18 protein-coding genes are annotated in these 18,323 nt (G+C 45.3%); 13 read left to right on the forward strand and 5 right to left on the reverse strand.

Annotation, left to right across the window (positions count from 1 at the left end; genetic code table 11):
- Positions 1-312: 312 nt before the first annotated feature.
- The gene (locus GWI56_RS09150) at positions 313-1,218 is read left to right on the forward strand and encodes a bifunctional methionine sulfoxide reductase B/A protein (RefSeq protein ID WP_198572728.1); all 906 of its coding nucleotides are present in this window, start codon (positions 313-315) and stop codon (positions 1,216-1,218) included.
- 155 nt (positions 1,219-1,373) lie between these two features.
- Here the strand turns inward: GWI56_RS09150 and hemB are convergent, their stop codons facing one another.
- The gene (hemB, locus tag GWI56_RS09155) at positions 1,374-2,357 is read right to left on the reverse strand and encodes a porphobilinogen synthase (protein WP_198572729.1); all 984 of its coding nucleotides are present in this window, start codon (positions 2,355-2,357) and stop codon (positions 1,374-1,376) included.
- A gap of 351 nt (positions 2,358-2,708) precedes the next feature.
- Here hemB and tsaB point away from each other — a divergent pair, with 351 nt between their 5' ends.
- The 7 genes from tsaB to rnd all read left to right on the forward strand — a co-directional run bounded on the left by tsaB (position 2,709) and on the right by rnd (position 9,530).
- On the forward strand, positions 2,709-3,422 hold the full coding sequence (gene tsaB, locus GWI56_RS09160; protein WP_131525918.1) for a tRNA (adenosine(37)-N6)-threonylcarbamoyltransferase complex dimerization subunit type 1 TsaB: 714 nt from the start codon (positions 2,709-2,711) through the stop codon (positions 3,420-3,422).
- Positions 3,423-3,528: 106 nt separating this feature from the next.
- Positions 3,529-3,843, forward strand: a complete 315-nt coding sequence (locus GWI56_RS09165) for a hypothetical protein (RefSeq protein ID WP_131525917.1) — start codon at positions 3,529-3,531, stop codon at positions 3,841-3,843.
- Positions 3,836-4,564, forward strand: coding sequence for a M50 family metallopeptidase (locus tag GWI56_RS09170; protein ID WP_198572730.1), 729 nt, complete (start codon positions 3,836-3,838; stop codon positions 4,562-4,564). Before GWI56_RS09165 ends, GWI56_RS09170 begins: the two co-directional genes overlap by 8 nt.
- 210 nt (positions 4,565-4,774) lie before the next feature.
- Entirely contained in the window at positions 4,775-5,587 is an 813-nt protein-coding gene (locus GWI56_RS09175) for a class I SAM-dependent methyltransferase (RefSeq protein ID WP_028760197.1), read from the forward strand.
- 21 nt (positions 5,588-5,608) lie between these two features.
- Complete coding sequence (locus GWI56_RS09180) at positions 5,609-6,472, forward strand: alpha/beta hydrolase (protein WP_198572731.1); 864 nt, start codon at positions 5,609-5,611, stop codon at positions 6,470-6,472.
- Between the two features lie 204 nt (positions 6,473-6,676).
- Positions 6,677-8,350: a long-chain-fatty-acid--CoA ligase FadD gene (gene fadD, locus GWI56_RS09185; protein WP_028760195.1), complete on the forward strand. Its 1,674-nt coding sequence runs from the start codon at positions 6,677-6,679 to the stop codon at positions 8,348-8,350.
- 70 nt (positions 8,351-8,420) lie between these two features.
- Entirely contained in the window at positions 8,421-9,530 is a 1,110-nt protein-coding gene (rnd, locus tag GWI56_RS09190; RefSeq protein ID WP_028760194.1) for a ribonuclease D, read from the forward strand.
- Between the two features lie 92 nt (positions 9,531-9,622).
- Here the strand turns inward: rnd and minE are convergent, their stop codons facing one another.
- From minE to minC, 3 genes are read right to left on the reverse strand one after another with little or no spacing between them, the layout of a single operon-like run.
- Positions 9,623-9,880, reverse strand: coding sequence for a cell division topological specificity factor MinE (gene minE, locus GWI56_RS09195; protein ID WP_028760193.1), 258 nt, complete (start codon positions 9,878-9,880; stop codon positions 9,623-9,625).
- Positions 9,881-9,882: 2 nt separating this feature from the next.
- Positions 9,883-10,692, reverse strand: coding sequence for a septum site-determining protein MinD (gene minD, locus GWI56_RS09200; protein ID WP_006086391.1), 810 nt, complete (start codon positions 10,690-10,692; stop codon positions 9,883-9,885).
- Positions 10,693-10,719: 27 nt separating this feature from the next.
- The gene (minC, locus tag GWI56_RS09205) at positions 10,720-11,385 is read right to left on the reverse strand and encodes a septum site-determining protein MinC (RefSeq protein ID WP_006086392.1); all 666 of its coding nucleotides are present in this window, start codon (positions 11,383-11,385) and stop codon (positions 10,720-10,722) included.
- A gap of 122 nt (positions 11,386-11,507) precedes the next feature.
- Between minC and GWI56_RS09210 the strand changes: the two genes are divergently transcribed.
- A complete protein-coding gene (locus tag GWI56_RS09210) occupies positions 11,508-11,786 on the forward strand; it encodes a YcgL domain-containing protein (RefSeq protein WP_028760191.1) in 279 nt (92 codons plus the stop codon).
- Between the two features lie 143 nt (positions 11,787-11,929).
- Entirely contained in the window at positions 11,930-12,370 is a 441-nt protein-coding gene (locus GWI56_RS09215; protein WP_028760190.1) for a YcgN family cysteine cluster protein, read from the forward strand.
- Positions 12,371-12,542: 172 nt separating this feature from the next.
- Here GWI56_RS09215 and GWI56_RS09220 read toward each other — a convergent pair whose 3' ends face one another.
- Complete coding sequence (locus tag GWI56_RS09220; RefSeq protein ID WP_198572732.1) at positions 12,543-14,063, reverse strand: methyl-accepting chemotaxis protein; 1,521 nt, start codon at positions 14,061-14,063, stop codon at positions 12,543-12,545.
- A 469-nt stretch (positions 14,064-14,532) separates the two neighbouring features.
- Between GWI56_RS09220 and pheS the strand changes: the two genes are divergently transcribed.
- From pheS to ihfA, 3 genes are read left to right on the forward strand one after another with little or no spacing between them, the layout of a single operon-like run.
- Positions 14,533-15,516 carry a phenylalanine--tRNA ligase subunit alpha gene (gene pheS, locus GWI56_RS09225; protein WP_006081368.1) on the forward strand — a complete coding sequence of 328 codons (984 nt, stop codon included), beginning with the start codon at positions 14,533-14,535 and terminating at the stop codon, positions 15,514-15,516.
- A 15-nt stretch (positions 15,517-15,531) separates the two neighbouring features.
- Positions 15,532-17,919 carry a phenylalanine--tRNA ligase subunit beta gene (gene pheT, locus GWI56_RS09230; RefSeq protein ID WP_198572733.1) on the forward strand — a complete coding sequence of 796 codons (2,388 nt, stop codon included), beginning with the start codon at positions 15,532-15,534 and terminating at the stop codon, positions 17,917-17,919.
- 3 nt (positions 17,920-17,922) lie between these two features.
- A complete protein-coding gene (gene ihfA, locus GWI56_RS09235; protein WP_006081370.1) occupies positions 17,923-18,219 on the forward strand; it encodes an integration host factor subunit alpha in 297 nt (98 codons plus the stop codon).
- The last annotated feature ends 104 nt before the right edge of the window (positions 18,220-18,323 follow it).

Consider the following 18,323-nt stretch of genomic DNA (forward strand, 5'->3'; position numbering starts at 1 on the left):
TGATGTGGGTGCAAATACTCAGCGACTGTGATCTGGATCAACTGCCGTATTTTCCGTCATTTATGCAGTCGCTTATATGAGTACTTAATATGAGCACTTATATTAGTACTTACTTGAGTGGTAAGATTTTAGTCACTAAATCCGTTAGTATGGGCATTAGATTTGTTGTGATTGGATTGATGTCAGCCGCATTTTGAAGCCGAGTGCAAGAAATCTTGCTTGGAGTGGGTCTTATGTTGGCTTCCTTATAAATCAGCTTCTTAATCAAAGAATATCGAAATACACAACGACGTGAGTCGAAAGGGCATTAATATGAATAAACTGACCGATTTTGAACGCTATGTTATCGAAGAGAAAGGCACTGAACGCCCCTTTAGTGGTGAGTATTATGAGCACGATGCTAAGGGGTTGTATTTATGCAAAAAATGCCATGCTCCCTTGTATCGCTCTGAGCATAAATTTAATGCTCATTGTGGCTGGCCAGCCTTCGATGATGAAATTGCTGGCGCTGTAACCCGCCACATAGACGCCGACGGCCGCAGAACTGAAATTGTTTGTAGCCAGTGCGGTGGTCACTTGGGGCATGTTTTTGAAGGTGAAATGTTAACACCTAACAATATCCGTCACTGTGTTAACTCAGTTTCTATGGTTTTCAAAGGGATGGATGATGCTGTTGAACAAGCACCGAATCACTTTGCGACTTTTGGTGCTGGGTGTTTTTGGTGCGTCGAAGCGATTTTTAAAAGCCTAAAGGGCGTGGTGAATGTCACTTCTGGCTATGCTGGCGGTGATGCCCATGATGCCGATTATAAATCTGTTTGCTCAGGCCAAACCAGCCACGCAGAGGTTGTGCATATCGAGTTCAACCCTGAGGAAATTGATTTTACGACGCTGTTGCAGGTCTTTTTTGAGAGTCATGATCCGACTACGCTTAATCGCCAAGGTAATGATAAGGGGCCACAATATCGTTCCGTGGTGTTTACCCATAATGCTGAGCAGATAGAGCAAACTACCGCTATGCTGACTCAGTTAGCAGCAGCCAAGGTTTTTGATGCGCCGATAGTGACCCAAGTTTCAGCGTTTGATACTTTTTATCCCGCTGAAAATTATCACAACGACTACTTCGCTTTACACGGTGAGCAGCCCTATTGTCAGATGGTCGTGCGTCCTAAAGTGGAAAAAGTGAAAGCCTTGTTTGCAAGATTGCAGAAGGCTTAAGCGATTTAGCACAGGGTGTTAAATACAAAGACGCCACCAATAAAGGTGGCGTTTTTTATGGGGTTTCTAAAATGCAAAACCTAGTTGTTTTCTTAACAAGCCGCTTAGCTATCGGTTTAACGGTTAGCGTAACTTTTGATTAGCTACCGACGCAACTATCGGCTTTCAGTTAACCATTGGGCGTATTGTTTGGTGTAATAGCTGACAATCAAATCTGCACCCGCCCGCTTTAAGCCGATAAACGTTTCAGTCACCACAGCACGCTCATCCAACGCGCCCGCAAGGGCGGCAAATTTAATGCCCGCATATTCACCGCCGACTTGATAGGCGGCGAGTGGCAAGTGGGTTTCTTGTCTTAAACGGCTGAGCACATCTAAGTAGGGTGTGCCGGGTTTAACCATCAGGATATCGGCGCCTTCGGCTTCATCTAATGAGGCTTCTAACAGGGCTTGACGACCATTAGCATAATCCAGTTGATATCCCTTGCGATTTCCGCTGAGTTCACAATCTACCGCCGCTCTAAAAGGACCGTAGAAGGAAGAGGCGAATTTTGCTGAGTGGGCCAGAATCGCCACATGTTCAAAACCTGCGGCATCGAGCCCTTGGCGAATGGCTTTCACTTGACCGTCCATCATGGCCGATGGTGCTAACATATCGGCGCCCGCTCTAGCAGCAGTGACTGATTGTTTAACTAAATTTTCGACTGTGAGGTCGTTGCAGACTTCATTATTGTGTACGACGCCGCAATGGCCGTGATCTGTGTATTCACAAAAACAAATGTCGGGGATTACCATCATCTCAGGCACGGTAGCTTTAATGGTGCGAACCATACGGGCGAGTAAACCATTGTCGTCCCATGTATCGCTGCCCTTATCATCCTTAGTGTGGGAAATCCCAAAGGGCATCACATAACGGATCCCAAGGGCGTAAAGCTCGCGAACTTCATTCGCCAGTGCGCTCTCAGGTAAACGGCTGATGCCAGGTAGCGTGGAGATAGGCACAGCATGGGTGATGTGCTCTTCAATGAACAGGGGATGGATAAGATCGCTTAGCGAAATATGGGTTTCGCGCAGCAGATCGCGCATTGCTTCTGAATTACGTAAGCGTCTTAAGCGACGCAATGGAGGCGTGTTTAACATGAAATGTCCTTATCGAAGGCGGGTTAAAGCAATCGTACAATACTAAGGGAATGGCAAGGGATAAATTCGCCCCTTACTTTTCTGCTCTGACAATCAAAGTTGAAAAAGTTTCCCCAAGCGAGCTATATTCATTAATGAGTTTATTGATCATTGACTTAGATCACATAAATCCATCTCGTCCAGATTTGCGACTGAATATCATGCGAGCGCTATTTTAGCTGAGTTGCTTGCTTAGCCCTTTGTTTTCGGGCATTTGATGTTATTATTTGCGCCAGTTTTCTCATGGCATATTCGCGCAATACAGATTATGTAAATTTGATGCGAAATCTTGCCCGCTAATCCGGTTTTGAAATGACAATAACACATGAACACTCTGCTTGTATTCTTGCCTTAGACACTTGTACCGAATCCTGCTCAGCTGCGCTGCAATACCAAGGTCAGATTTATGCTGAACTTGCCGATGCACCGCGTGAACACAGTCAACGTCTGCTGCCTATGGTCGATTCAGTGCTCAAGCAAGCGGGCATTCGCTTAGATAAAGTGACTGCGATTGCTTACGGACGAGGCCCTGGCAGTTTTACGGGGATCCGCATCTGCACTAGCATGACGCAAGGTCTGGCACTGGGGTTAGATTTGCCTGTGATTGGTATTTCAACCTTAGCGGCAATGGCACAAATGGCGATTAGCGAGCATCAAGCCGAGCAAGTTTTGTGCACCATTGATGCGCGCATGGGCGAAGTGTATTGGGGCCAGTTTGTGGCCGTTGACGGTATTGCAACGCTTGTCGGTAAAGAAGTGGTCAGTTCACCTGCGGACGTACAACTTCAGCTCGATACTCAAGCGCCAATTGTGGGCTGCGGCACAGGTTTTGATGCTTATCCCGATTTGCTGGCACTCGGCAAGGGGATTTTAGCTCTCGAGGCCGTGAAATATCCCGATGCAAAGGCTATGCTGATATTGGCTGAAGCAGGCATAAAAGCTGGACTGACAACCTCGGTCGATGAGCTTGAACCTGTGTACTTACGTGATACAGTCACATGGAAAAAGTTACCCGGTCGTGAATAAGCTGTTCTTTGCCTGAGTATCTGCGATAGAATCTCAGGCAATTAATGCTAAGCATTCTTTACGATGAATGGCTTAACGATGAATAGTGCAAACTTAAGGCTTCTTGATGCAAGTTAATGTGAATCAAATGAGTTTGACGAATGCTGTAGCGAGTAATAGACCCGCTATCGCTCAGGGGCTGACTGCGCCTGAATCGTCACGCCCAGTGATTGAGCAAGATGCCGTCGAAGCCCTTAGTTTAGATACTCAGCCTAAAAGTAAAAGCGCAGCAGGAAATTTACAGTCAAGGCTTGGTGCGCACCTCGAGTATGAGCAAGATACTCGCGGCCATCAGGGAGCGATTGCCCAATATTTACAAACCCAACATGCCGCCAAACGCGATGAAATTCAGCAAATGGTGGGTGTGGACTTGTATGCTTGAGCATCAAAAAACGTCTTCTAGTTCAACCTCGCGATTTTCCTCTTCTAAACTGACAGGCTTAGCCACAAGCGGTGTACCAAGCCGTGGTTTGTTTATTATCGAGCTAGTTTTAGCTTTATTGATAACTCGAATTCCCTATTTGAGCGTGCCGTTTAAATGGCTTGAAAGCTATTTTCATGAACTGTCCCATGCCATTGCAACGATTTTAAGCTCGGGCGTGGTCAGTCATATTCAGTTGTTTCCGAACGGCGCAGGATTTTGTTTTAGCCAAGGCGGCTCGCCGATGTTTATTGGCTTTGCTGGGTATTTTGGTGCAGCCTGTTGGGGATATTTAATCTATTTATTAGCGACTTGGCCAAAGGGGATCCGCGTGAGTTTTGCCTTGCTAGGTGCCTTAGTTGTGCTAAGCGGCTTGCTTTGGGGCAGGGATATTCTCACGTTAGCGATTTTAGCTGTGCTGACTATTATTTTGTTGTTACCGCTTAAACTCAGTCAAAACAAAATGTTGACTCAGTTTTTGCGTATTATTGGCTTGATTATCATGCTTAATGCACTTGCGAGTCCGACAGTGTTGCTCGGGCTTGATGGTCAAGGTGATGCAGTGATGTTGGCCGAGCGTTCTTGGATCCCCGCGTGGATTTGGGTGGGATTATGGTTATTAACCAGTGCCTGCGCTTTGTATTTTGCGTGGCGCCGTGTAGATAATGCCGCAAGTCGTTAGTTCTCAAGCTTGTTTAAGGCCTCAGTCGTCTAGTGTTTTCCCCATCGTTTTTCTGCTTTGAACTTTGTTGATTTAGGTAAAGGTGATTTTGCTCATCACTTTGAGCTATAACCACTTATGTCGCTTAAAGCTTAGTTTTCCGACTTCTATTCCTTGGATTTTTGGCCATTGGCTGCTAGGTTAAGCCTTCGGTATCCATGGAGAATTACAATGAAAAAAGTCACCTTAGTTGCCAGTCTGCTGCTTGCTGGTTTATGTTCGAGTGTTACCTATGCCGATGAAAGCTTAGATAAAGTCTTAAAAAGCGATTTTCGTCAGGCTAAAAATGCCAGTCGTGACGTTTATCGTCATCCCGCTGAAACCTTAACTTTTTTTGGCATTACCCCAAAACAGACTGTGATTGAACTCTGGCCGGGCAATGGCTGGTACAGTGAAATATTAGGGCCTTATCTTGCTAAAGAGGGCCAATATATCGCAGCCAGTTTCGAAACGGCTCCTGCGACAGATACTCCCGGAAATCGTTATCGCGCGAACGCGGGTACTAAGTATGCTGCGTGGATGACGGCCAATAAAGACGTCATGGGCAATGCTAAGATTGTTACCTTCGATCCTCCACATAAGATGGATTTAGGCGCTGATGGCAGTGCTGATCTGGTATTAACCTTCCGAAATCTACATAACTGGGCATCAACAGATCAGTTGGAAAACGTGTTTGCCGCGTCTTATAAAGTGTTGAAGGACGGCGGTATCTTTGGCGTGGTAGAGCATAGAGCTAACGAAGGAATGAACTTCAGCACTGGCTATATGGATCAAGCTGCTATGGTTGCTTTAGCCAAAAAAGCAGGTTTTACCTTAGTTGAAAGTGCAGAAATCAATGCGAACCCCAAAGATACTAAGGATTATGCCAAAGGTGTTTGGACGCTACCGCCCTCTTTTGCCTTGGGTGATACCGATAAAGAAAAATACCAAGCTATCGGTGAAAGTGACCGTATGACACTTAAATTTGTCAAAAAATCATCTTAATTACCTGACATCAGAGGCATTATGTGGCAATCTTTCGCCCCCAAAAATCAAATCGAATTTGTATTACCTCATATTACGGTCGCGGGCCGATTATGGGGGGCGAAGGATAAACCTTTATTGCTTGCCTTACATGGTTGGTTAGATAACGCCAACAGTTTTGAACCCTTAGCAGCGCATTTACTCGATTATCAAGTGCTCGCCATTGATTGGCCGGGACACGGCTTTTCTGCACATAGGCCGGGACACTATCCACTGCATTGGATTGATTATTTGTATGATTTAGACGCGTTGTTAACGGTATTACCGCAAAAGCCAGCGGCAATGATTGGGCATTCGCTTGGCGGTATTATTGCCTCTGCTTATACGGCGACGTTTCCCGAAAAGGTTAACAAGCTGGTATTGATCGAAGCGTTAAGCCCCTTGTCTGAGTTGCCAACGCAAGCTAAGGCGCGATTGAAAAAAAGCTTCTATCAGCATGAGAAGTATTTAACTCAGAAGCATGGGCAGGCAAAGATTTACGACAGTATAGATACTGCGGTGCGGGCGAGGGCACATTTAACAGGACTTGCCGAACCTTGGTGTCGTTTGTTGCTCGATCGTAATATGCAGCCCGAAGGTGATGGCATAGGTTGGCGTAGTGATCCTCGATTAAGATTAGATTCACCCCAACGATTAACCTTCGCCCAAGTTGATGCCTTGATGCAGGACATTAATGTTGAAACCTTATTAATTTGTGGCAAACAGGGATTCAGCCAGTTGCAGAGCGCGATACCTAAGGCCAGAACGTGGTTCAAGCATTTGTCTGAGCACATAATTGAGGGTGATCATCATGTGCATATGGACAATGCCGAAGGCGTTGCACGTTTGATCCGCAAATTCGTTTAATAGGTTGCTTATATGGGTATAAAAAAGACGCTAGGTTTTTTGTTTTTTTTATGTGATGATGATCAAAATTAAAACGCTCGTATGATTTATGACGAGTAAATTAATAACTATAAAATGTAAGCCGGTATTTTAACTCGGTATTTATCGAGTCTTGACGCTTGTATGGATATTGTTTCCGCAGTTGTGGGGATTTAGGAGAGAGTAGTGGATCAGCCTTGGATTAATCATTTGCCAGAAGATGTGCCTGCTGAAATTAATGTGGAACAATACTCATCGCTTGTCGATATGTTCGAGACAGCGGTGGCTAAGTATGAAGATCAACCTGCATTTATCAACATGGGTGCCACGCTAACCTATCGTAAATTAGAAGAACGCAGCCGAGCATTCGCTGCGTATTTACAAAATGAATTAAAGCTTGAAAAGGGCGACCGTGTCGCTTTGATGATGCCAAACCTGTTGCAGTATCCCATTGCACTGTTTGGTGTTTTGCGTGCAGGTATGGTGGTTGTTAACGTTAACCCACTTTATACACCGCGCGAACTTAAACATCAGTTGATTGACTCTGGCGCCAAAGCCATTGTGGTGGTGTCAAACTTCGCCCGCACTTTAGAAGAAGTGGTCGATCAAACTCCCGTTGAAAGCGTGATTATCACCAGTTTAGGTGATCAATTAAGTGCACCAAAACGCACCTTAGTGAACTTTGTGGTGAAGTACATCAAGAAGTTAGTGCCAAAATACGATTTACCCCATGCCTTATCAATGCGCGATACCTTATCAACGGGTCGTCGCATGCAATACATCAAACCTGAAGTCACTAATGATGATTTAGCGTTTTTACAATACACAGGTGGCACCACTGGGGTCTCTAAAGGCGCTATGTTGACCCATGGCAATATTGTCGCAAACGTATTGCAGGCCGATGGTGCATATTCTCCCGCTTTAAACGATGGCAGTGAGTTTGTCGTAACGGCCTTGCCGCTGTATCACATCTTCGCCTTGACCGTGAATTGCCTGCTGTTTTTGCACAAAGGAAGTCAGAATTTACTCATCACCAATCCTCGCGATATCCCAGGATTTGTGGCTGAGTTGAAAAAGTATCCTTTTACCGCATTAACTGGGGTGAATACCTTATTTAACGCTTTAGTGAATAGTGATGATTTTTCCCAGTTGGATTTCTCACGCTTAAAACTCTCTATCGGTGGCGGCATGGCGGTACAAAAAGCCGTGGCGGATAAATGGCAAACCATTACTAAAACCCGTTTACTTGAAGGTTATGGTCTGACGGAAGCCTCACCCTTATTAACCTGTTGTCCATATAACTTAGACGGTTATAACGGTTCAATTGGTTTTCCTGCACCTTCGACACTGATCCAAATCCGTAATGATGACGGCAAGGTATTAGCCCAAGGCGAAACCGGCGAGCTGTTTGGTAAAGGTCCTCAGGTGATGAAAGGCTATTGGCAACGTCCTGAAGAAACCGCCAAAGTGATCGACACTGACGGTTGGTTAGCTACGGGCGATATTGGTTATATGGATGAGAAAGGTTTCTTCTATATTGTCGACCGTAAGAAAGACATGATCTTAGTCTCAGGCTTTAACGTATTCCCTAACGAAGTCGAAGAAGTGGTCGCACTTCATCCCAAAGTGATTGAAGTGGCTGCCGTTGGTGTGCCAAACGACGCCAGTGGTGAGTTAGTGAAGGTATTTGTGGTGGCAAAAGATAAATCTTTAACCGCTGAAGACATCATTAAGCACTGCCGTATTCATTTAACGGGATATAAAGTGCCGAAGCTGGTAGAATTTAGGGACGAGTTACCTAAAACCAACGTGGGTAAAATCTTGCGACGAGAGCTTAGAGACGAAGCTAAGCGCGCGTAAGATTGAAGCCGGCATTTGCCGGCTTTTGTTTTTATGGACTGTGATTGACCCACAGGATCTGGAGAAGAATTTGTCAGCGTTTCAATATGTGAGTGATGAAGCAAGCCTTAATGCCCTCGTTGCCCAATATAAACAGAGTAAGATACTCGTGTTAGATACCGAGTTTGTTCGTACTCGTACTTATTATGCCAAGTTAGGTTTGATTCAAGCCTATGATGGTAAAACCTTAGCTTTGATTGATCCGGTCGCTTTACCTGATTTAGCCCAGTTTTGGGCGCTGTTATCGGACCCGAATATCGTTAAGCTAGTGCATTCCTGCAGTGAAGACTTAGAAGTTTTTGCGCACTATGGCAAATGTCAGCCTACGCCTTTGTTTGATAGCCAAATTGCCGCCTCTTTGTGTGGTATGGGCCACGGTGTGGGTTATGCCAAGTTAGTTGAAACTTGCCTTGGTGAAGTAATCGATAAAGGTGAATCGCGTACAGATTGGATCCGTCGTCCTTTAACGGAAGCCCAGTTAAGCTACGCCGCCAATGACGTCCTGTATTTGTATCAGCTCTATCCTCAACTTGAAGCGAAACTCAGCGCCCAAGGGCGTTTAGCTTGGTTATACGAGGAAGGGGAAAGGATGACTCAGGGCAGGCTTGCCGATCCTGATCTCGATACAGCCTATTTGAAAGTGAAAAATGCTTTTCAACTCACTGAAATTCAATTGGCTTACCTTAAAGTGCTCGCCAAATGGCGCCTTGAAAAAGCCTTAGTCCGTGATTTAGCTTTAGGTTTTGTGATCAAAGATCATGGTCTTATCGCATTAGCGAAGAAGCAACCTAAAACTTCGGCTGATTTGTTTAAGCTCAATGACTTGACCGAACAGGAAAAACGCATTCACGGCAAAGATTTATTACGTGTGCTACAAACTGCGGATTTGGTTAATTTACCCGAGTTAGTGGATGTATTGGCGTTAAAATCAGGCTACAAATCGGCCTTTAAAGCGATTAAAAGCTGTTTGGTCGAATTATGTGAAAAGCATGATGTGCCGCAGGAAATGCTCGGTTCTAAACGTCATATCCATGAGTTTTTGCAATGGCGTTGGGATAAGCAACAAGGGGATTTACCGGCAGTGTTATGCGGTTGGCGAGGGGAATTAGCAACTGAGGCTTTAGCAAAGCTTGAGGTCTAGTGCTTAATATTTCGTACTTGAAGCTATCGCTGAAAAACATCCACATCAAAATGTCATCTTCAATTGAAGATGACATTTTTTGTGTCATCGACTTATCTGTCAGGCAAAGTGACGTTAAGCTCGAGTACCGACAGGTTGGCGTCGTTTTGATCTAACTGCACAGAAACTTGATCATCAGAAATCGGCACATATTTGCGAATAACGGCAATGATCTCTTGTTTCATCTGTGGGAAATAATCGGGAGTGTCCCTTTGTCCACGTTGATGAGCCACGATGATCTGTAGGCGCTCTTTTGCCATTACCGCAGTGCTAGGCTTTTTCTTGCTTTTGAAATAGTCGAGTAAAGACATAATTAGCTACCAAATATCCGTTGTAAGAAACCTTTCTTTTCTTCCGTAATAAAGCGTACTGGTACATCTTCACCCAGTAAGCGTGCGACTGTATCACTGTAGGCTAAACCTGCATCACTTTCTTGGTCGATAATCACAGGTACGCCTGAGTTAGAGGCTTTCAGTACAGATTGTGACTCAGGAATAACGCCGAGTAACTCAATGGCCAGAATTTCTTGAACATCGTCAACACTCAACATTTCGCCCGATTTTACACGGCTCGGTGAATAACGAGTCAAGAGTAAATATTCTTTTATCGGCTCTAGATTCAGTTCTGCGCGGCGTGATTTGCTTTGCAACATGCCTAAAATACGGTCTGAGTCGCGCACTGAGCTGACTTCTGGGTTAGTGGTCACAATGGCGATATCGGCAAAATACAATGCCATCATAGCGCCTTGCTCAATCCCTGCGGGAGAGTCACACAGAATAAATTCAAAGTCTTTGGCCAAATCGTCTAGAACACGGCCGACGCCTTCTTTGGTCAGTGCATCTTTATCACGGGTCTGTGAAGCGGGTAAAACGAATAACTTATCGCAGCGTTTATCTTTGATCAGCGCTTGATTTAAATTGGCTTCACCATTGATCACATTAACGAAGTCATAAACAACACGACGCTCGCAACCCATGATCAAGTCTAAGTTTCGTAAACCTATATCGAAATCAATAACGACTGTCTTGTGTCCTTGCATGGCAAGACCGGTCGCAATTGCAGCACTCGATGTGGTTTTACCTACGCCGCCTTTACCTGAAGTGACAACAATAATTTGTGCCATGTTTCTCTCTATCCTTTGTTCTGCCATTTAGAGGGGCAATGATTCAACCATAAGCGACTCACCGTTTAGGCGAATGCAGCCGCTTTTATCTGAGCTATGTTGTTGTAGATTTTCAGCGAGCCAATATTGCCCTGCTATTGAAACGAGTTCGGCCTCCAGAGAGTGGGCAATGATAACGGCGCTGGTATCGCCCGCGGCGCCTGCCATGGCTTTCCCTCGTAATGCGCCATAGATATGAATGCTACCATCTGCGATGACTTCTGCGCCATTGCCTACCGCACCAAATATGATTAAATCACCATTTTTTGCATAGACTTGTTGGCCTGAACGAATATTTTGCTTCACTATTTTAGTTTGGCGCGGGGCCGGCGGCGGGGTACTGCTCTGTTTTCCCGCTTTGACTATGGCAAGGCCTAAGTCTTTTGCTTGTTTACTGAGTACGGTTGTCGCGCCCGTTATGCCAACAATCACTAATTGACGTGAGATCAGCAGATCCTTTAACGCACTTAAATTCAAGCTGTCGTGCTGAATGGCACTCAGATTGACGACTAAAGGAGCACCCAGAAAAAACTGAGGAGCCTGTGCCAATTTATGGTCTAATTCAGTCATGACAGCTTGTAAATCGCTGCTATTAATATGAAGCACTGAAAGAGTAAAAGAAGCGCCTTTTAACTCTAAGCTAGGTTTTGACATCCCGGCACTATTCTCCAGAAATCATCAGTCGGTTCGCTGATTTTACAATTAAATTACTAGGCGACCATGTTATAGTGTGCCCCATTGACTGGCAAGTTTGAACTATTGGATATTTGATTCTTATGCTATGTGCCGTTTATAAAAGTAGCCGAAAGGCTGATACTTATTTATTTGTGAAGAAAAGAGATTGTTTTGACGATGTTCCAGTGCCTTTGATGGAAATGTTTGGCGTGCCAAAGTTGGTGATGGTGTTTCCTATCGCTAAACGCGATGCGTTAGGTATGGCAGATATACATAAAGTCAGAGCGGCAATGGCAGAAAATGGCTTTTATTTACAAATTCCACCACCTCAGGTGAATTTATTGGCTGAGCATAAGCTGAGCCTTGGGATCAAAGATTAACTGGGTAGCATCAAGACGCTGCTAATGAGCTCAGGCGCGTGAAACCACACTCGTTAATCTCAGTGGCATTGCGTATCTGACGACAAATTAGTGTAAAATAGCCCGCATTGAGCGGGTTTTTTATTAAGAAGATACAGTTAATCATGGCATTTTGGCAGAGTAAAACATTAGCGCAGATGAGCACAACCGAGTGGGAATCCCTGTGTGACGGTTGTGGTAAATGTTGTTTAAACAAGTTGATAGATGATGAAACCGAAGACTTGTATTACACCAATGCAGCTTGCCTTTTGCTCGATCATCAAACGGCAGGCTGTCAGCATTACAGTGACCGTTTCACCTATGTCCCCCAATGTACAGTGATCACGATTGATAATATCCATGAGTTAACTTGGTTGCCCGACAGTTGTGCCTATCGCCGCCTAGCGGCAGGGCGTGAGCTACCGAGTTGGCATCCGCTGCTCACAGGCTCCAAAGAAGCGATGCATTTAGCGGGTATGTCGATCCAAGGCAAGGTGGTGGATGAAAGACGCGTGAAGGATATTGAAGATCATATCGTGCTATGGCCACTTAAAGACGTTGATTAACAGACGTGAATTCATTTTGCTGTAGCGTTATCGATTGAAAATTAACTTATTAATTGAAACGACACTTGTTGATTGGAACGTGACCGTCAGAATGAAAACAACAAGGGAGCGATTCGCTCCCTTGTGCATTTTGGGTGTTAAGTGAATTTAAATTCCATCAAATAATGCTCGACTAGATTTTTAATCCCACCATCAACTGATCAAGTTGACCAGCTGTTGCTTGCAGCTCATCACAACCTGAAACCGACTGGTTGGCCGATTGCTCCACATCGTGTGATTGGTTGCGAATTTCCATTAAGTTAGTCGCAATCTCGTTGGCCACTGCCGATTGCTCTTCGGCCGAGGTCGCAATTAGCACACTCATTTCAAACACTTTGTTGCTGTGGTGGGCGATAAACTCTAAGTCTTTACCCGTTTGCAGTACGTGTTGTTTACCTTCATTAGCTTGATTCACAGTACGTGACATCACTTGTGTCAGATTGCGAGTACCCGATTGAAGTGATTCGATCATGGTTTTGATTTCAACCGTTGCGGCCTGAGTTCTCCCCGCTAAAGTACGTACTTCATCGGCCACCACGGCAAAGCCACGACCTTGTTCACCGGCGCGTGCCGCTTCAATTGCCGCGTTGAGTGCCAGTAGGTTGGTTTGCTGGGAAATCGCATTAATGGTTGACACCACTTCATCAATTTTACTGGCGTTGTCATTGAGTACACCCACCGCATTTGAGGCCGCGGAGATCTCATCCGATAACACGTCAATAGCTTTGACTGTGGTTTCAATATCTTTCCCGCCCGCGCTAACCTGTTGATTGGCTTCTTGGGTTTCGGCTGAGGATTGTTCGGCATTGCGGGCAACTTCTTTCACTGCGGCGGTCATTTCTTCCATTGCCGTCGCTAAGGAGTCCAGATGTTGTCTCTGGTTTACCGCCAAGGATTGACCTTGCTGCGCTGTGCTACGAAACGATAATACAACTTCGCGTATTTTAGCGGTCGATTCTGCGATTTGCTTTACTAAGGTATGTTGACGTTCTACTAAGGTATCTATGCTGATGGCTAAGATACTGAACTCGTCTTTTACTTCGAAGAAGTTTAAACGCCCCGTTAAATCACCCGATGCGGCCCGTTTTAATGCCATCACTGTCGTATAAAGTGCGCCGCCTACGAAGGTTGAAATGTAATAGCTGAACAAAAATAGCACAAACAAGAGTGCCGCCATTAGGCCATAAACCAGCAGGTTATCGTTGGCGAGCAAGGCATCAATTTCTTTGCTGTCTAGGGGAATAATCGTGATCAGGTTTTGATCGTTAACGCGACTCACAGCTCTAGGTTGCTTACCGCTATCATCGATACCACCGCCACTGCGAGCGATGGATTGCGCTTTACTGTCGGCTTCATTTACCAAAACAATGCTGACATTACCTTTGATTTCGCGACTTAGCTGGCTAAGGATAGTTTGGCGTTCTTGCTCTGGTAGTTTGTTATATAAGCTGCCAGTGACTTGGTTAATTTGTTGTGAAGCATTTTGCAGACTGTTGAGCTGTCCTTGAATTAAGGTTTGCTGGGATTGGTTATCTAGGAAAAGCGCCAGTCCAACAATCATCAACATAGGAACGATAGAGAGAATAGCGAATTTAGTTTTTAAGGTCATATGGATAAGATATTGATCTATCCAGCGAAATTTTACTTCTTTCATGAGTGCCTCGATAAAATGGGCCATGAACCGAATTTATATCGGTCAGTTTGCCATAGACTTTATAGTTTTCTGTTTTGTAATGATTTATATGGTTAATGTAGTCTAATTGCAGTCATTATTGTGTTGTTTGCTGCAACTTTGGCAAGGTACAGGTGTGAGTTTACAGTTTAGTTACAAATGCTGCTAGTGGCTGAAAGCGGAAGTTGTTTACGTCAGAATCGAGGTTTGGGTTTCCCCTTGAGCAAAACTCAGGCTCTGAACTGGGGTAACACATGAATTTGCATGATAAAAACCCCCAATAAGCCCTAGTAATATGCCGCTCGCTCGCGTAAAATTTCTATCCTTTTATTTCGTTATAGCTAGCAAAGCGTCTGGCATTAACGCCCGATAACCTGAGCACCCAAATAGCCTGAAAGTTTGGCGCCCATAGCACTTGTTTATCAAGCGCGACTATGCAGTGGAAGAGAAAATGCAGCAGTTAACTGAGATCGTAGAACAAGCCTTAGTCATTATTGACCAGGCCAGTGATCTAAAAGCACTGGATGATATCCGTGTCGATTACCTTGGTAAGAAGGGTAAGATCACCGACATGATGAAAATGATGGGTAGCTTAAGCCCTGAAGAAAAGCCAGCCTTTGGCCAAGCGGTCAATGATGCTAAACAGGCTATTCAACAAAAATTAACTGAGCGCATCGATGGTCTGAAGAGTTCGGAATTGGAAGCCAAATTAATCGCTGAAAAGATTGATGTGACTTTGCCAGGCCGCACCCAAGAGATCGGTGGCTTACATCCTGTGACTCGAACCATTGAGCGCATCGAAACCTTTTTCGGGGAATTAGGGTTCTCGGTAAAGCAGGGGCCTGAAATTGAAGATGATTTCCACAATTTCGACGCACTGAATATCTCTGAGCACCATCCTGCGCGTGCTGATCATGATACCTTTTATTTCAATCCTAAACTGATGCTGCGTACCCAAACTTCGGGCGTGCAAATCCGTACTATGGAAACTGAAAAGCCACCATTACGCATTATTTCTCCGGGTCGTGTTTATCGTAACGATTACGACCAAACTCACACGCCTATGTTCCACCAAGTGGAAGGGTTGTTGGTTGATGAGCATGTGAACTTTGCCGAATTGAAAGGCATTTTGCATGACTTCCTGCGTAACTTCTTCGAAGAAGATCTGCAAGTGCGTTTCCGTCCATCTTACTTCCCATTCACTGAACCTTCAGCGGAAGTGGACGTGATGGGCAAAAATGGTAAATGGCTAGAAGTGCTTGGCTGCGGTATGGTACATCCGAATGTGCTGCGTAGCGTTGGCATAGATCCAGAAAAATACTCTGGTTTTGCTTTTGGTATGGGTGTCGAGCGCTTAACTATGTTGCGTTACGGCGTAAACGATTTACGTGCGTTTTTCGAAAACGACCTACGTTTCCTGAAGCAATTTAAATAACGGAGCTGTAATAGCATGAAATTTAGCGAATCTTGGCTTCGTGAATGGGTAAACCCTTCAGTCAGCCGTGAAGCATTATCCCACCAGATCACTATGGCCGGTCTCGAAGTCGATGACGTTGAAGCCGTGGCTGCCGATTTTAGCGGTGTCGTGATTGGTGAAGTGGTGGAGTGTGGTCAGCATCCCGATGCCGATAAACTGCGCGTGACCAAAATCAACGTTGGTGGTAGCGAACTTATCGATATCGTCTGCGGTGCACCAAACTGCCGTCAGGGTCTTAAAGTGGCCGTGGCTATGGTTGGCGCCGTATTACCTGGCGATTTCAAAATCAAGAAAGCCAAGCTGCGTGGCATGCCATCAGAAGGCATGTTGTGTTCGTACCGCGAACTTGGCATCAACGTCGAAAGCGATGGCATCATCGAATTACCATTGGACGCGCCATTAGGCACTGACATCCGTGATTATCTGCAACTTAATGATGCCGTTATCGATGTGGATTTAACGGCTAACCGTGCCGATTGCTTAGGTATGGCAGGTCTTGCCCGTGAAGTGGGCGTGTTAAACCGCCAAACAGTGGTTGAGCCACAGTGGCAAGCCGTCACGCCAACGACAGATGCACAGGTCACGATTAACGTTAACGCGCCTGCAGCGTGTCCACGATACTTAGGCCGTGTGGTTAAAAACGTCAATGTAAAAGCGCCTACGCCATTATGGATGCAGGAAAAACTGCGTCGTAGCGGTATTCGCTCTATCGATCCTATCGTAGACATCACTAACTTTGTGTTGATTGAATTCGGTCAACCTATGCACGCTTTCGATCTGGCCAAATTAACAGGCGATATCCAAGTGCGTTTAGGCACTGGCGAAGAGAAAATCACCCTGCTTGATGGCAGCGAAGTGACCATCCCAAGCGATACCTTAGTGATCGCCGATGATGCGCGTCCATTAGCCCTTGCTGGTGTGTTTGGCGGCGAATATTCAGGCGTGAGCGACACGACCCAAGACATACTGCTTGAATGTGCCTTCTTCGCGCCGCTTGCCATTATGGGTAAGTCACGTCGTTTAGGTTTGCATACAGATTCATCACACCGCTTTGAGCGTGGTGTTGACCCTGAGATGCAACACAAGGTTATCGACCGTGCTACGCGTTTAGTTCTGGATATCTGTGGCGGTGAAGCTGGCCCTGTAGTTGAGGCTAAATCAGAGGCTGATTTACCCAAACCTGCACAAATCGTTTTACGTCGCAGCAAGTTAGATCGAATTTTAGGTCACCATGTACCTGATAGCGATGTCGTTGAAATCCTACAACGTTTAGGTTTTAGTGTGGTTGTTGGCCAAGATAGTTGGCAGGTCACTACCGCGACTTATCGTTTTGATATGGCGATTGAAGAAGATTTGATCGAAGAAGTTGCCCGTATTTACGGTTATAACAATATCCCGAATACGGCGCCTGTTGCCGCACTGCGTATGTCAGATCATAAAGAATCTGACTTAAGCCTAAAACGCGTGCGTGCCTTATTGGTCGCTCGTGGTTTCCAAGAAGCGGTAACCTACAGCTTTGTCGATCCAAAACTGCAAAATCTGGTTCACCCTGGTTTAGACGCTATGGTGTTACCAAACCCAATTTCCAGTGAAATGTCGGCCATGCGCCTGTCAATGTTCACCGGTTTATTGGCCGCCGTTGGCTACAACCAAAGTCGTCAACAGAGTCGCGTGAGACTTTTTGAAACTGGCCTGCGCTTTGTTCCTGATATCAATGCAGAATCCGGTGTAAGACAGCAAGCAATGCTCGCTTGTGTCATTACTGGGCTCCAAAATGATGAACATTGGGCTATGGAATCGAAAACTGTTGATTTTTTCGACCTTAAAGGTGATTTAGAAGCAATTATCGGCTTGACAGTTTCCGCATCAGAATTTAGCTTTAGAGGAGCGACGCATTCTGCTCTCCATCCGGGGCAATGTGCTGAAATATTGAGAAATGATCGAGTGATCGGTCATATAGGTGCAATCCATCCTAGTTTGGAGAAGCCTTTTGGACTCAATGGTAAAACCATCGTTTTTGAGTTGGAATTGGATGCTTTATTGCATACCAGTTTGCCGCTAGCCCAAGCTGTATCTAAGTTTCCAGCTAATCGTCGTGACATCGCAGTCGTAGTAGATGAGAGTGTATCTGCAGGTGATGTAATGAAATTGATAAGAAAAGTTGGCGAAAATCAGTTGGTTGGCATAAACTTGTTCGATGTATACTTAGGTAAAGGTGTTGAACCCGGCAAGAAGAGCCTGGCGATAGCACTTACATTACAAGACACTACTCGTACGCTTGAGGAAAAAGAGATTGCTGAGACCGTTGGTTCAGTCGTTTCTGCCCTTAAGTCCGAGTTCAACGCATCGTTGAGGGATTAAAGTATGGCACTTACCAAAGCCGAAATGGCAGAACATCTTTTTGAAACACTCGGAATGAACAAACGTGTCGCCAAAGAGATGGTTGAGTCGTTCTTTGAAGAGATTCGGGGCGCACTTGAAAGTGGTGAGCAGGTCAAGTTATCTGGCTTTGGCAACTTTGACCTTAGGGACAAGAATCAAAGACCGGGAAGGAACCCAAAAACAGGCGAAGATATCCCCATTTCTGCTCGTCGTGTCGTGACTTTCCGTCCCGGCCAAAAGCTGAAAACTCGTGTAGAAGCAGCAAACACGGGTAAGTAATTTCGTTTGTTTGATGGGAAAGCCACTCCTTAGAGAGTGGCTTTCCTGTTTATTTTTTCGTGCAATATCTCCATTGTTTTTATCCACTGTCTGAGGTGAATTCT

The sequence above is a fragment of the Shewanella sp. DW31 genome, from assembly GCF_015767295.1.
Classification (GTDB): Bacteria; Pseudomonadota; Gammaproteobacteria; order Enterobacterales; family Shewanellaceae; genus Shewanella; species Shewanella oncorhynchi.

Bases quoted from the DNA above. Each gene is read 5' to 3' on its own strand.
- GWI56_RS09150 (WP_198572728.1), top strand. From the start codon at position 313: ATGAATAAACTGACCGATTTTGAACGCTATGTTATCGAAGAGAAAGGC.
- hemB (WP_198572729.1), bottom strand. From the start codon at position 2,357: ATGTTAAACACGCCTCCATTGCGTCGCTTAAGACGCTTACGTAATTCA.
- tsaB (WP_131525918.1), top strand. From the start codon at position 2,709: ATGACAATAACACATGAACACTCTGCTTGTATTCTTGCCTTAGACACT.
- GWI56_RS09165 (WP_131525917.1), top strand. From the start codon at position 3,529: ATGCAAGTTAATGTGAATCAAATGAGTTTGACGAATGCTGTAGCGAGT.
- GWI56_RS09170 (WP_198572730.1), top strand. From the start codon at position 3,836: ATGCTTGAGCATCAAAAAACGTCTTCTAGTTCAACCTCGCGATTTTCC.
- GWI56_RS09175 (WP_028760197.1), top strand. From the start codon at position 4,775: ATGAAAAAAGTCACCTTAGTTGCCAGTCTGCTGCTTGCTGGTTTATGT.
- GWI56_RS09180 (WP_198572731.1), top strand. From the start codon at position 5,609: ATGTGGCAATCTTTCGCCCCCAAAAATCAAATCGAATTTGTATTACCT.
- minE (WP_028760193.1), bottom strand. From the start codon at position 9,880: ATGTCTTTACTCGACTATTTCAAAAGCAAGAAAAAGCCTAGCACTGCG.
- minD (WP_006086391.1), bottom strand. From the start codon at position 10,692: ATGGCACAAATTATTGTTGTCACTTCAGGTAAAGGCGGCGTAGGTAAA.
- minC (WP_006086392.1), bottom strand. From the start codon at position 11,385: ATGTCAAAACCTAGCTTAGAGTTAAAAGGCGCTTCTTTTACTCTTTCA.
- GWI56_RS09210 (WP_028760191.1), top strand. From the start codon at position 11,508: ATGCTATGTGCCGTTTATAAAAGTAGCCGAAAGGCTGATACTTATTTA.
- GWI56_RS09215 (WP_028760190.1), top strand. From the start codon at position 11,930: ATGGCATTTTGGCAGAGTAAAACATTAGCGCAGATGAGCACAACCGAG.
- GWI56_RS09220 (WP_198572732.1), bottom strand. From the start codon at position 14,063: ATGAAAGAAGTAAAATTTCGCTGGATAGATCAATATCTTATCCATATG.
- pheS (WP_006081368.1), top strand. From the start codon at position 14,533: ATGCAGCAGTTAACTGAGATCGTAGAACAAGCCTTAGTCATTATTGAC.
- pheT (WP_198572733.1), top strand. From the start codon at position 15,532: ATGAAATTTAGCGAATCTTGGCTTCGTGAATGGGTAAACCCTTCAGTC.
- ihfA (WP_006081370.1), top strand. From the start codon at position 17,923: ATGGCACTTACCAAAGCCGAAATGGCAGAACATCTTTTTGAAACACTC.